At 71.0% G+C, this 13,316-nt stretch carries 8 protein-coding genes; 2 read left to right on the top strand and 6 right to left on the bottom strand.

The annotated features are described in order from the left end of the window. Positions 1–83 precede the first annotated feature (83 nt). Positions 84–1,148, top strand: coding sequence for a LacI family DNA-binding transcriptional regulator (locus tag AB0A69_RS03820; RefSeq protein ID WP_361414923.1), 1,065 nt, complete (start codon positions 84–86; stop codon positions 1,146–1,148). On the opposite strand, the gene AB0A69_RS03815 is transcribed toward AB0A69_RS03820, so the two are convergent. Together AB0A69_RS03815 and AB0A69_RS03810 are read right to left on the bottom strand one after the other, a co-directional pair. After that, positions 1,108–1,671 carry a hypothetical protein gene (locus AB0A69_RS03815; protein ID WP_361414921.1) on the bottom strand — a complete coding sequence of 188 codons (564 nt, stop codon included), beginning with the start codon at positions 1,669–1,671 and terminating at the stop codon, positions 1,108–1,110. The genes AB0A69_RS03820 and AB0A69_RS03815 overlap by 41 nt on opposite strands. A 131-nt stretch (positions 1,672–1,802) precedes the next feature. After that, entirely contained in the window at positions 1,803–2,489 is a 687-nt protein-coding gene (locus tag AB0A69_RS03810; protein ID WP_361414919.1) for a hypothetical protein, read from the bottom strand. A 352-nt stretch (positions 2,490–2,841) separates the two neighbouring features. Between AB0A69_RS03810 and AB0A69_RS03805 the strand changes: the two genes are divergently transcribed. Continuing rightward, entirely contained in the window at positions 2,842–3,987 is a 1,146-nt protein-coding gene (locus AB0A69_RS03805) for a cellulose binding domain-containing protein (protein ID WP_361414917.1), read from the top strand. A 306-nt stretch (positions 3,988–4,293) separates the two neighbouring features. Here the strand turns inward: AB0A69_RS03805 and AB0A69_RS03800 are convergent, their stop codons facing one another. The 4 genes from AB0A69_RS03800 to AB0A69_RS03785 form a co-directional block, all read right to left on the bottom strand. Then, on the bottom strand, positions 4,294–6,507 hold the full coding sequence (locus AB0A69_RS03800; protein ID WP_361414916.1) for a glycoside hydrolase family 6 protein: 2,214 nt from the start codon (positions 6,505–6,507) through the stop codon (positions 4,294–4,296). Positions 6,508–6,609: 102 nt separating this feature from the next. Then, positions 6,610–8,832: a glycoside hydrolase family 3 N-terminal domain-containing protein gene (locus AB0A69_RS03795; RefSeq protein ID WP_361414914.1), complete on the bottom strand. Its 2,223-nt coding sequence runs from the start codon at positions 8,830–8,832 to the stop codon at positions 6,610–6,612. 1 nt (position 8,833) lies between these two features. After that, the gene (locus AB0A69_RS03790; RefSeq protein ID WP_361414912.1) at positions 8,834–11,185 is read right to left on the bottom strand and encodes a glycoside hydrolase family 9 protein; all 2,352 of its coding nucleotides are present in this window, start codon (positions 11,183–11,185) and stop codon (positions 8,834–8,836) included. Positions 11,186–11,213: 28 nt separating this feature from the next. Next, positions 11,214–13,304: a cellulase family glycosylhydrolase gene (locus AB0A69_RS03785; RefSeq protein ID WP_361414910.1), complete on the bottom strand. Its 2,091-nt coding sequence runs from the start codon at positions 13,302–13,304 to the stop codon at positions 11,214–11,216. Positions 13,305–13,316 lie beyond the last annotated feature (12 nt).

The raw sequence follows: 13,316 nt of genomic DNA, 5'->3' as shown, positions 1-13,316 counted from the left end.
TGGGATCAACCGGTGCGGCGCGGGCGTGTCCGGTGCTTCCATGAACCCCTGATCAACTCCGCCCGATCCCAGGAGGTCATGCGATGGCGGCGAACGGACGCTCGGCCCCGCCCACGCTGGAGGAAGTGGCCGCGCTCGCCGGTGTGGGGCGGGGCACGGTGTCGCGGGTCGTCAACAACGCGCCGGGGGTCAAGGAGGCCACCCGAGTGCTGGTGCAGCAGGCGATCGACCGGCTCGGCTACGTACCGAACCGGGCCGCCCGGGCCCTGGCGGGGAGTCGGAGCGACGCGGTGGCCCTGGTCATCGCGGAGAGCGCGCGGCGGTTCTTCACCGAGCCGTTCTTCTCGGACATCGTGCACGGCGTCACGGCCGGGCTGGCGGACACCGAGATGCAGTTGCTGCTGACGCTGGTGCGCGGCGACAAGGAGCGGCAGCGTTTCGTCCAGTACGCGCGCGCCGGGCGGGTCGACGGGGTGCTCCTGGTGTCGGTGCACGACGACGAGCCGCTGCCGGACCTGCTGGCGGAGCTGGACGTGCCGACGGTGCTCAGCGGACGGCGGCGCAGCGACGAGTCCGTGTCGTACGTCGACTCGGACAACGTCGGTGGCGCCCGGGCGGCCGTGCGCCATCTGGCGGGCTCGGGGCGGCGTGCCATCGCCACGATCGCCGGGCCGCTCGACATGTACGGGGCCCGGTGCCGGCTGCGCGGCTACCGGGAGGAGATGCGGGAGGTGTTCGGCCGCGAGCCGGACCCGGCCTGGACGGCGCGGGGCGACTTCACCGAGGAGAGCGGGCGCCGGGCGACGCGGGAGCTGCTGGAGCGCCACCCCGGGCTCGACGCCGTCTTCGCGGCGTCGGACGTCATGGCGGCGGGCGCCCTGCAGGTGCTGCGGGCGGCGGGGCGGCGGGTTCCGGAGGACGTGGCCGTGGTCGGGTTCGACGACTCGCCGATCGCGCAGCACACCGATCCCCGGCTGACGACGGTGCGCCAGCCGGTGGAGGAGATGGGGCGGGCCATGGCCCGGGTCCTGATGGAGAGCATCGACGAGCGCGGCGCCGCGGCGGGGAGCGGCGCCGGAACCGGTGCCGGGACCGCCTGGCGGCACGTCATCCTGCGGACGGAACTGGTGCGGCGGGCGTCGGCCTGACCCCGTCCCCGCACCGCCCGTTCCGGCGCAGGCCGGCGATCGCGGTGTCGGCGCCCCGGGCGTACGGGGCGAGCTGGTCGGGCGTCATCGCGACGCGCCAGCGGCCGTCCTCGTACCGCATGCGCAGGGTGCCCGACGTGCCGCCGCCCTCCCAGTGGGCCTCGACGGTGCGGACGCCTACGGGGACGGCGCGCACCACCTGGAGGGGGACGGCCAGCAGCGGGTGGCAGGCCCGGTGCACGCGGACATAGGTGTCGCGCGGTACGCGCTCCCGGGTGTCGCCGCTGAAGTCGGCCCAGGCACCGGACCAGTCGCCGCCGGAGAGGAGGCCGAGGTGGCTCTGCGCCGCGGCCCGGGCGGCTTGCTCGTCGGCCCCGCTGCCGGTCGCCGTCCCGGTCACCGGACCCGTCGTCGCGGTGTCCTGCGCGCGACTGACCCACACGGCGGCGAGGAGGGCGGCGGCGACGGCCACCGGGGCCAGGCGTCGCCGCCATGGGCGGCGCGGGTGGTCGGGTCGGTGCATGGGGCGGGCGCGCCTTCCGCTGAGCGGGCGGCCGCGTGACCGGGGTCGGCGCCCCGGTCACGCGGCCTGTGGGTGAGGGTCTTTCACGGCGGAGTCCGTCGCGGCGGGCCGCGGCGAGGTCGCGCCAGGGGTCAGTTGGCGTACCGGGTGGTGCCGTACTTCTTCACCAGCTCGGTGTTGGAGGAGACGGCGAGGTCCGCGGTGAAGCGGATCGAGTCGCGCGTGGTCTCCAGGCCGACGGCGCCCTGGTTGGGTCCGCCGAGCTTGTACGTCCAGGTGTGGCCGGGCTCGATGCCGCGCTGGGCCAGCGGTACGTCGTGGAAGCCGAGGCGGGCGATGTAGTACGAGGTCCCGTCGCCCCGCTTGACCTCGACGAAGTCCTGCTGCGGGTGCCCGAAGGCCTGCGAGGCCGCGTAGTGGTGCTGGTCCGAGCCGGACGGGGCGAGGAAGACCAGGACGCCGCAGTCCAGGTGGATCGGCTTGGTGGAGCGGTTGGTGAAGACCAGCTCGCGCAGCCCGTAGCCGGTGGTGCTGTCGGCGCGGACGCTCACGGACAGCGGCACGTTGGACGTGAAGGACCGGGTGAGCGGCTCGTCCAGGATCGGGTTGCGGCCGGAGAGCGGGTAGCTGGGGCTGGTGTGGCAGCGTTCCAGCGGGGTCGTGTACTGCGAGGGTCCCCCGGTCGGGAGCGCCTGCGTGAAGGTGTCGGGGCCGCCGCTGACGGCCGTGGTCTGCCCGGCCGCGGCGGTGGCCGGGCGGGAGACGCCGAGCTGTACGGCGATCGCCGCGACGACGAGGGCGAGGGCGAGGGACGCCACCAGGACTAACTGGACGGCGGGTCCGCGGAGTGCGGAACCGCGGACGACGGCTGAGCGCATGGGGGTGCCTCCTGGGCGGATGGGGAGGGCGGCGCGGCGTACGGGTTCGGCGGTTCCCGGCCGTCGCGCCGCCCAGAGGTGAGGGCGGCAGGTTTTGGGAGCGCTCCCGCCCTCGGCCACCACTGTGGAGACTCGAGCGGCTCACGTCAATGCGTGCGTCGCACTGTCTTGCCAGAGCCACAGGAGGCTTCTACAGTCCAGCGGCAGCACAGAATTGGGAGCGCTCCCACTGACCTCGGCATTCGTCGGTATCCATCGGTATCCGTCCCCCGCCCCTTCCGAAGGGACCCGCATGCCCCGCACGAACTCCCTGCACCGCCACGCCCGCTCCTTACGCGCGGCAGCCACCGCCGTACTCGTCACGCTGGCCTCGCTGACCGCCCTCGTCACGGCGACCGCGACGCCCGCGCAGGCCGACACCCTCATCTGCGAGCAGTTCGGCTCCACGGTCATCCAGGGCCGTTACGTCGTCCAGAACAACCGCTGGGGCACCAGCGGGACGCAGTGCGTCAACGCGACGACCAACGGATTCGAGCTCACCCGCGCCGACGGCTCCGTCCCGACCAACGGCGCGCCCAAGTCGTACCCGTCCGTCTTCAACGGCTGCCACTACACGAACTGTTCACCCGGCACCAACCTGCCCCTGCGGGTGAGCGCCATCGACAACGCGCCGACGAGCATCTCGTACGGCTACGTCGCGGACGCCGTCTACAACGCCTCGTACGACATCTGGCTCGACCCGACGCCCCGCACCGACGGGGTGAACCGCACCGAGATCATGATCTGGTTCAACCGGGTCGGGCCCATCAACCCGGTGGGGTCCCGGGTCGGTACGGCCACGGTCGCCGGGCGCGGCTGGGAGGTGTGGACCGGCAACAACGGCGCGAACGACGTCATCTCCTTCGTCGCCCCCTCCGCGATCAGCAGCTGGAGCTTCGACGTGATGGACTTCATCGACCAGGCCGTCGCCCGCGGCCTCGCCCAGCCCTCGTGGTACGTCACCAGCGTCCAGGCCGGCTTCGAGCCGTGGCAGAACGGCGCCGGGCTGCGCGTGAACTCCTTCTCCTCCACCGTCAACGCCGGCGGAGGCGGCGACCCCGGTGACCCGGGAACCCCGGCCGGCGCCTGCCGGGTCACGTACGCCGCGAACGTCTGGCCCGGCGGCTTCACCGCCAACGTGACGGTCGCCAACACGAGCACGGCGCCCGTCAACGGCTGGAAGGTGGCCTTCACGCTGCCGTCCGGCCAGCGCGTCACGAACGCCTGGAACGCGACCATCGCGCCCTCCTCGGGCGCGGTGACCGCGACGAACCTCTCCTCCAACGCCCAGATCCCCCCGTCCGGCAGCCAGTCCTTCGGCTTCCAGGGCACGTACACGGGCACGTTCACCGCACCCGCGCAGTTCAGCCTCAACGGAACGGCGTGCTCGGTGGCGTAACCCACCGCCGTACGACCGGACCGGTACGCGAGGAGGAGGCCGTGAGCGCCACGGCCTCCTCCTTCGGCGTGCCCGTACGCTGGGCCGCCGCGAAGGGAAGACCGCGGAAACGTAGCTCCTGCGGGCAGGGGTGGAGGCCGGCGCGCCGCCCGACGCCGAGAGCGACGTGCACGACGACGGCCGGCCGTCCCCCCGTGGGTACGGCCGGCCGCTCGCTCCGCCTGTTCAGTGAGTGAGGGATGAGTGAGGCCTGTCCGCCCGGCCCGGCATGTCCGACAAGGCGGGGCGGACAGGAGTGGGTGGGGTTCAGGCCGGGGGCGCGCCCCAGGCGAGGGTGGTGCCGGTGTACGCGGGGATCGCGGGGGCGTCGGCGTACGCGGTCACCGTCGAGCGGCTGTAGTCGTTGGCCTCGTTGAAGTTCGACCAGTCCGACTTGGCCATCCGCAGCTGGATGTCACCGGTGTCCCGCCCGGCGGCCAGCGAGCCCGCCGCGAAGGACACCTCCAGATACGCATCCGCACCCGCCACCGGCGTGCTCAGCGGCACCACACGCAGCTTCACCTGCGCACAGCCGACCGCCGCGTAGTCGCAGTAGGCGTTGACGGAGGCCGAGCCGTCGCGGGTGAAGTAGTAGCGCAGCGACACCTTGCTCAGATCCACGGCCGAGGTGCCGGTGTTGGCCACCTGGAGCGAGGGCCGGATGGCGTTGTCCGTCGCCGAGGAGTCGTTGTTCTTGTAGCGGACCTTCACCCCGCCGGTGGGCGTGGGGTCACCGCCGCCCGCCGAGGTGGTGACGGACAGGGCCGCGGAGGCAGCCGAGACGTTGCCGGCCGCGTCACGCGCCCGCACGGTGTAGCTGTACGCCGTCGAGGCCGCGAGCCCCGTGTCGGTGTACGTCGTCCCCGCCACCGGGGCCGCGTTCACCTTCGTACCGCCCCGGTACACGTCGTACCCGCTCACCCCCACGTTGTCGGTCGACGCCGTCCACGACAGCGTCACGGAGGACGACGTCTTCGCCGGGCTGGTCAGGCCGGTCGGCGCGGTGGGAGCGGTGGTGTCGACGGGAGGAGGCGTGTCACCGCCGCCGACGGCCGGGTGGGCGTTCTGGACGAGCATCGCGAACTGGTTGTGGAACCAGTGGCCGGCCAGCGGTGCGTCGGGCATGGCGCCGGTGGGGTTGTTGCCCGCGTTGGGCGCCGTGTAGGCCGGGTTGCACATCGGGTCCGGACGCTTGCCCTCGTCGTTCGGGATGTCCTTGCTCGCGCCGTCCGACTCCCCCGGCGGCTTGATCCAGAGGAACGCGTCGAGGTGCGAGTCCGGGTAGCCGGCGGGCGAGGCCTGCGGCGGCTGGCCCATGCCGGCGCCGTTCACGTTGCACCACAGGCCGCGGTGCGTGCGGCGGTCGACCTTGGACTGGGTGACGTACGTGTCGAGGACCGTGCTCGTGGACTCGGCGGTCGGCCGTGCGGCGCCGCCCCAGCCGTTGCGGGAGGTGTCGACGACCATGCCGGTGGACGCCGGCCAGCCCTGGGAGACCAGGGCGCTGTGGATCGCCTTGGTGAAGTCGGACTCGTCGAAGTTCGGGTTCCACTCGTAGTACTTGCCCGACTTGATCATGTTGCCGCCGACCGTCTTGTTCGGGTCGGTGAGGAACGGCTCGGCGAGCGGCGTGTAGTTGGAGACGTTGGTGATCAGGCCGTCCACGCTCGCCAGACCGGCCGTCGTGCCCTTGACGACGTCCGTGTACAGCTGGGTGGTCTGGGAGAGGTTGGTGTCCCAGCCGAGCCAACCGGAGTGGGCGAAGTCCATGTACGTGTAGACGTTCGGGATGGCGTGCAGCTTGTTCAGGGCGTACCGGATGGCGTCGACCTGGATGCCGCTGCTCTTGGCCTGGGCGCACTCGGGGTCGGCGAGGTTGGTGACCAGGTTGGGCAGGCCGTCCGGCTCGATGACGGTGGTGATGCGGATGTCCTGGTACTTGGGGTTGGCGAAGACCGAGGCGATGGCGTCGATGTACTCGGTCTTGTAGCGCGCCAGGCCCTCGGCGGTGAGGGGAAGTTCACCGTTGGAGGCGAGGGCGGCGCAGTCGCGGCCCGGGAGGTCGTACACGACGAAGGTGGCGACGAGCGGCTGGCCGGGCTTCTTCTGAGCGAGGGCCAGGTCGAGGTGGTCGGCGAGGCTCTTGCGGCCCGCGTTGACCTCGCCGCCGTGGATGGCGGCGATGCGGTCCAGCCAGACGGCGGTCGGATAGGTCTTGACCTTCTCCATCTTGGCCTTGAGCGCCGTGTCGCTGGTCTGGGCGATGGAGCCGTCGACCAGGCGGGCGTAGTCCGGGTTGACGTAGAAGGAGGCGCCGGCGAACGGGTTGTCGACGTGGGCCTCGGCCGCGGCCGCCGTCGGCGCGGAGCCGAGGAGGCCGGCCAGGCCGAAGAGGAGGGTGGTGGCGGTGGCGGCGGCCACGGCGGTGCGCCGCCGCTTGTGCCGCTTTCCCTTGCGTGTCTCGTGCGTCACGTGCGTCACGTACGGATCTCCCTTTTCGGAAGGTGCGGGGGCAGGGACGGGAGCGGATCGCGATGGGAGCGCTCCCATTTACAAGCAATGAACCAGCGGGGGGCCTTTCTGTCAATGAACATGACAAGTTCCGAAGGAACCGGGGGCATACGGGCTTCCTGTGGCGGTGAACCCGAACGAGACGGACGCGCCCGGCGCCACGGCACCGTTGTAGGCGACGTTGCGGACGGTGGCGCGGCCCGACGCCGTGCTCAGGGCGCCGTTCCAGATGTTCGTCACCGTGGTCCCTGCGAGGTCCCAGGCCACCGACCAGCCGCTCAGGGGCGTGGTGGAGCCGTTCTTGACGGTGACCTCGGCCTGGAAGCCACCGGACCAGGAGTTGGTGACCTTGAGGTCGGCCGTACAGCCGGGGGCGGGCGTTGGCGTGGGCGTCGGGGTGGGCGTCGGGGTCGGGGTGGGCGTCGGTGTCGGTGTCGGTGTCGGGTCCGTGGCGTAGCTCAGGCCGAAGCCGTACGGGAACAGCGGTGTCTTCCCGTCGCCGTCGTTGATCGGCTGCTGCGACGCGGAGGCCATCCACGTCATGGGCAGCTCGCCGGTCGGTTCGTGGTCCCCGAAGAGGACGTCCGAGACGCCGCCCCCCTCGGTGCCCGGCAACCAGGCCGCGATCAAGGCCTTCCAGTCCGGCAGTTGGGCCGCGATGTCCAGCGGCCGCCCGGAGACGAGGACCACGACCACCGGAACGCCGCTCGCCTTGAGCTTGGCGAGGGTCTGCAGGTCCTCCTGGTCGAGCCCCATGGCACCGGGCCGGTCGCCGTGCATCTCGGCGTACGGCGTCTCGCCGATCACGGCGACGGCGGCGGTGTAGCTGCCGTCGACCCCGTTGCCGTACCGGTCGTACGCGACGCGGGACGGGTCGGTGACAGCGGCGCGGATGCCCTGGAGGACGGTCGTACCGGGGGTGATATTGCCGCTGCTGCCCTGCCAGCTCATGGTCCAGCCACCGCTGAGGTTGCCGATGTCGTCGGCCGACTTGCCGGCCACGAAGAGCTTCGCCGACTTGGCGAGCGGCAGCACCCTGCCCTCGTTCTTCAGCAGCACCTGCGACGCGCGCACCGCCTGCCGGGCGAGCGCCCGGTGGTCGGCCGAGCCGACGGTCCCGGTGTACGCCCGGTCCGCCAGCGGCTTCTCGAAGAGGCCCAGCTCGAACTTCTTCGTCAGGATGCGGCGGTTGGCGTCGTCGATCCTGGCCATCGGGATACGCCCGGCCTGCACCTCGCCGCGCAGCAGCGAGAGGAACTTCTTGTAATCGTGCGGCACCATCACCATGTCGACGCCCGCGTTGACGGAGGTGGTCACCTCCGCCGCCGTGAAGCCGCTCTGCCCGTCGAGCTGGTCGATGGCCGCCCAGTCGGAGACCACGAAGCCGGTGAAGCCCAGCTCGCCCTTGAGCAGGTCGGTGACGAGGTACTTGTGGCCGTGCAGCTTGACGCCGTTCCAGCTGCTGTACGAGAGCATGACCGAGCCGGCGCCCCGCCGCAGCGCCTCCTTGAACGGCGGCAGGTGGATCGCCCGCAGCTCGGCTTCGGAGAGCTGGGTGTTGCCCTGGTCGGTGCCGTTCGTCGTACCGCCGTCGCCGATGAAGTGCTTGGCGGTGGCGAGGACCGAGGCGGGGGCGCCGCCGAGCTTCTCGCCCTGGAGGCCGGTGACGTACGTCGCCATCGACGTCGGCAGCTCGGGGGTCTCGCCGAACGACTCGTACGTACGCCCCCAGCGGTCGTTGCGGGCCACGCACAGACACGGCGCGAAGTTCCAGTCGATGCCGGTGCCGGAGACCTCCTCGGCGACCGCGCGGCCGATCCTCTGCACGAGGGCCGGGTCGCGGGTGGCGCCGAGCCCGATGTTGTGCGGGAAGATCGTCGCGCCGCGCACCGCGTTGTGGCCGTGCACCGCGTCGATGCCGTAGATCATCGGGATGGCGAGCGGCGTGGTCAGCGCGGTGCGCTGGTACGCGTCGTACGTGTCCGCCCACGTCTGGGCGTTGTTGGGGCTGACCGTGGAGTTGCCACCGGACAGCACGGAGCCGATGCGGTAGGTCGCCAGGTCCGACTGCGGGACGAGCGCCTCGCGCTCGACCTGGGTCATCTGCCCGATCTTGTCGTCGAGCGTCATCCGCGCCAGGAGGTCGTCGACCCGCGTCTTCACGGGCAGGGACGGATCCTGGTAGGGCAGGGCGGCGGTGGCAGTGACGGAGGCGGAGCCGGAGGCTCGGGGCTGGGCGGCGGTCAGCCCGGTGAGCGAGAGGACCGCTGCCAGCACGGGGATGAGGGCTCTCATGTCAGCCGCACTCCTTTCCGTTGAGGGTGAAGGCGGCGGGCGTACCTGCGGGTGCGCCGGAGCCCTGGAAGCCGAAGGAGACGGTGCCGCCCGCCGGGATGGCGGCGTTGTGGGCGACGTTGGCGGCCGTCACCTGCGCACCGGTCTGGGTGACCGTGGCGTTCCAGGCGTTGGTGACCTTCTCGGCGCCCTTGAAGGCGAAGCCGAGCCGCCAGCCGTTCACGGCGGTGGCGCTGGTGTTCTTCACCGCGACCTCCGTGGTGAAGCCGCCGCCCCACGACTGGGTGACGGTGTACGTCACGGCGCACGAGCCGACAGGGGTCGGCGTGGGAGTCGGAGTGGGCGTGGGAGTCGGAGTGGGGGTCGGAGTGGGCGTGGGAGTAGGCGTGGGAGTCGGGGTCGGGGTCGGGACCGTGCCGTCCGGTGTGGCGCCCCACTGCTTCTGCGCGCCCTCCATCAGCACGATCTTCGGTGCGTCCACGGGAGTGGACCCCGGCGTCGTCGCCGTGGACGGGTACGACCAGTCGTTGGCGGCGCTCCACGCGCCCGCCGAGCTGATCCGGAACTGCACCTCCTTGCGGTAGGCCGACTGCCCCGCCGGGGCGATCGTCGCGTCCGAGCAGTCCACGGTCACGTAGTACATGTTGTCCTTGTACTGCGTGGGCCCGCTGACCCTGCCGCACTGGTTGTAGTTGGTGGTGTAGCTGATCTGGTCCGGGGCGACGCCCGGCTCCAGGGTGAAGTAGTAGCGCAGCGAGGCGTCGGTCAGCGCCCGCGCCGGCCAGGCGGACTTGTTGACGAGGTACGCCTTGATCTCGGTGAAGTTCGGCCCGGTCGCGTTGACCGACGCCTGTACGAGGACCTCCGGCCCGTCCGGCTGCTCGGCCTTCGGGAAGTCGGCGAGCGGAGTGCCGCCGTACTCGGCGTACAGCCGGGCCAGTGCCCCGGTGAAGGCCGCGTTGTAGTCGGTGGCGACCTCGTTGTTCACGTAGTTCGACCGGTCGTCGGTGTACGTGTCGTCCGGCGCGCTCGGCCCCCCGACCAGCGCGCCGTACAACGTGTGCCTGCTCTCGACCGGGTTGTTGATCTGGTCGGTCCACGAGCCGTGGGCCGTGCGGTGGTGCGGCTTGGTCGGCGGGTTGGCGCCGAAGCCGACGACGTAACTGGACTTGCGGGGGTTGTCGCCGAGCGCGTAGTTGATCTGCCGTACCGCGAAGTCGTGGTACCGCGCCTCGCGCTCGCTGTCGCCGCCGGTCCGTGAGAGCCAGTCGGAGTACTGGAGCGCGGCGAAGGCGGTGTTCGCCGCGTACCGCAGGGAGCCCCAGCTGTCGAGGACGGCCTGGCCGCCGGGTGAGTAGCGGACGCGCTGGCCGTTCACGCCGACCGTCCACCAGTCGAGCCAGCGGTTGGCGTCGTCGACGTACTTCCGCTTGCCGGTGAGCTGGGCGAGCAGCACGTACGCGCCGTAGGAGGAGTCGTCCCAGGAGAGGGTCCAGCGGTAGGAGCGGGTGGTGGTCTGCGGCTCGGTGGAGAGGTTGTCGTAGTACGTCTCCGCCTTGGCGAGGTAGGCGGCGTCGCCGGTGGCCTTGTGGAGCCAGATCGCGCCCCACACGAGCTCGTCCTGGTAGCCGCTCCAGGAGTTGTAGTACGCCTTCGCGTCGGTGATGCAGTCGCTGTACTTGCCGCGGTAGGTGTCGGCGAAGGCGTACAGCTGCTTGGCATGGGTGATCAGCTTGTCGGCGTAGGCCGGGTCGCTGTCCTTGAACACGAGGGAGGAGGCGGCCATCGCGGCGGCGGTCTGACCGGCGAGGTCGGAGCCCGGGCAGGAAGCGTCGATCTTGTAGGCGGGCCGCGCCATCGGCATGACCTCGGCGGGGCCCCACCACTTGTGGTCGTCGGCGCCGTTGCCGATCTGGCCGTAGAGGACGTTCGGGGCGGGGTGGGCCTTGAGGAAGTAGTCGTTGACGAAGCGGAGGTTGTTCTTCAGGTACGGCAGCTGGCCGGAGGAGGTGTACGCCTCCTTCTCCGCCACCCCGCCCCAGGCGAGCATGGTCGCGGAGAAGGCCATGGGCAGGCCGAACTTCACGTGGTCACCGGCGTCGTACCAGCCACCGGTCAGGTCGAGTCCGACATCCTTGCCGTCGTCCAGACCGGAATCGCCGCGCCAGTTGACGCGGTTGGTGTCGGGAAGCTTGCCGGACTGCTGGGCCTCGTAGAAGAGGAGCGACTTCTGGAGCGCCTCGCCGTAGTTGAAGGCGGGGGCGGCGGAGGCGGAGACGGTCGAGAGGGACAGGGGGACGAGCATCCCGGCGCCGACGGCGGCGGCGGTCAACCAGGTGGTGAGCGCGCGCAACGGAACGTTCCTTCCGTACGTGGGGGGGTCAGGCCGGGGGCGCGCCCCAGGCGAGGGTGGTGCCGGTGTACGCGGGGATCGCGGGGGCGTCGGCGTACGCGGTCACCGTCGAGCGGCTGTAGTCGTTGGCCTCGTTGAAGTTCGACCAGTCCGACTTGGCCATCCGCAGCTGGATGTCACCGGTGTCCCGCCCGGCGGCCAGCGAGCCCGCCGCGAAGGACACCTCCAGATACGCGTCCGCACCCGCCACCGGCGCGCTCAGCGGCACCACACGCAGCTTCACCTGCGCACAGCCGACCGCCGCGTAGTCGCAGTAGGCGTTGACGGAGGCCGAGCCGTCACGCGTGAAGTAGTAGCGCAGCGACACCTTGCTCAGATCCACCGCCGAGGCGCCCGTGTTCGCCACCTGGAGCGAGGGCCGGATGGCGTTGTCCGTCGCCGAGGAGTCGTTGTTCTTGTAACGAACCTTGACCGCACCGGACGGGGTGCCGGCCGATTCCGTGGTGACGCTGAGCGCTGCTGACGGCGTCGACACGTTGCCCGCCGCGTCATGCGCCCGCACGGTGTAGCTGTACGCCGTCGAGGCCGCGAGCCCCGTGTCGGTGTACGTCGTCCCCGTCACCGGGGCCGCGTTCACCTTCGTACCGCCCCGGTACACGTCGTACCCGCTCACACCCACGTTGTCGGTCGACGCCGTCCACGACAGCGTCACGGAGGACGACGTCTTCGCCGGGCTGGTCAGGCCGGTCGGCGCGGTGGGAGCGGTGGTGTCCGTGGGATCACCGGGGCCGTCCCCGTACACATCGCGCAGGCTGACGCCGGTGGTGGTGCCGGAGCCGCCGAGCGGGACCTCGTGGTCGAGGCTGACGAACTTGCCGTCGTGCTGCCACAGGGCGGGCTTGAGGAGGGCGTACTTCTCCTCGTCCCAGGTCTTCCAGTCGCCGAGGAGGAGCCCGCCGGTGTCGCCGGAGTTGGGGTTGAGGCACCAGAAGGTCTGGTGGATGCGGTGCTCGACGATGAGGTCACGGAGCGCGGTCATCCACTTCTGGTTCGGGCCGCCGTCGAGGAAGCCGCCCCATTCGCCGATGAGCAGCGGGGCCTTGTTCTCCTTGTGGAGGTAGAGCCAGTTGGGGTCCCAGACGTCGCGTTCGAGGGTGGTGCGGTTCCAGTCACCGGTGAACCAGGGCTGGAGGTGGACCAGCGGTCCGTAGTCGTGCGGGGAGTAGACGAGTTGGTCGTTGTGGGCGCCCAGGTCGACGGGGTGGTCGCGGACGCCGCGCAGGTTCCCGCCCCACCAGGTGGAGTGGTAGTCGGTCGGGGTGGTGGAGGTCCAGCTCACGCCCGCCTTGGGGTAGATCTCGATGCCCTCGCACAGCACGAGCAGGTTCGGGTTGATGGCGAGCATGCGCTTGCCCGCGGTCTCACAGACGTACTTGAAGTTGTCCTGGTCCGTCGAGCCGTCCCACTTGGCGCGCGGGCTCGTGCTCGCGGTGCCGTGGGGCTCGTTCTTGACGTCCATGGCGACGAGCGTGTCGTCGTTCTTGTAGCGCGCGGTCACCCACTCCCAGGCGGTGTAGAAGTCCTCGGAGGTGATGGAGCCCTTCCACCACACCGGGTACACGTGCCCGGAGTTGTCGGCCTCGGCGCTGTGCACGTCGAGCATGACCTTGATGCCGTACCGCTTGCACAGGGCCAGCCAGGTGTCGAAGACCTCCAGGGAGGTCTTGCCGGCGATCTCGGGGTTGGCGTAGGCGTTGACGCCGCTGGGGACGGCCGCCTGGCCGTTCTTCCACTCCAGGAGGAGCTGGGTGGAGACGGGGACGCGGACGATGTTGATGCCCCGGTCGGCCATGGACTTGGTGATCTCGGTGATGTTGCCGGACCAGAGACCGTGGAAGACGCGCTCGCCGGCGTTGAAGCCGAACCAGTTGGCGCCGGTGAGCCAGACCTCGTCGCCCTGCGCGTCGACGATCTTGTTGCCCTGCGTGCGCAGCCAGTCGTCCCCCGGGGCGGCGTCGGCGGCGGCCCCCGGCTCGACCGACCGCACTGCGGGCTTGGCGGCGGCCGCGTCCGCGGCCCACACGTCGGTCCCGGCCGCACCCAGCAGCCCGACGGTCATCACCGCGGCGAC

The sequence above is a fragment of the Streptomyces sp. NPDC045431 genome (assembly GCF_040646655.1).
Taxonomy (GTDB): Bacteria; Actinomycetota; Actinomycetes; order Streptomycetales; family Streptomycetaceae; genus Streptomyces.
Note: the sequence above shows the minus strand (reverse complement) of the source record. Positions and strands in the feature narration are given on the sequence as shown.

Coding starts and splice junctions, on each gene's coding strand:
- AB0A69_RS03820 (WP_361414923.1), top strand. CDS start 84: ATGGCGGCGAACGGACGCTCGGCCCCGCCCACGCTGGAGGAAGTGGCC.
- AB0A69_RS03815 (WP_361414921.1), bottom strand. CDS start 1,671: ATGCACCGACCCGACCACCCGCGCCGCCCATGGCGGCGACGCCTGGCC.
- AB0A69_RS03805 (WP_361414917.1), top strand. CDS start 2,842: ATGCCCCGCACGAACTCCCTGCACCGCCACGCCCGCTCCTTACGCGCG.
- AB0A69_RS03795 (WP_361414914.1), bottom strand. CDS start 8,832: ATGAGAGCCCTCATCCCCGTGCTGGCAGCGGTCCTCTCGCTCACCGGG.
- AB0A69_RS03785 (WP_361414910.1), bottom strand. CDS start 13,304: ATGACCGTCGGGCTGCTGGGTGCGGCCGGGACCGACGTGTGGGCCGCG.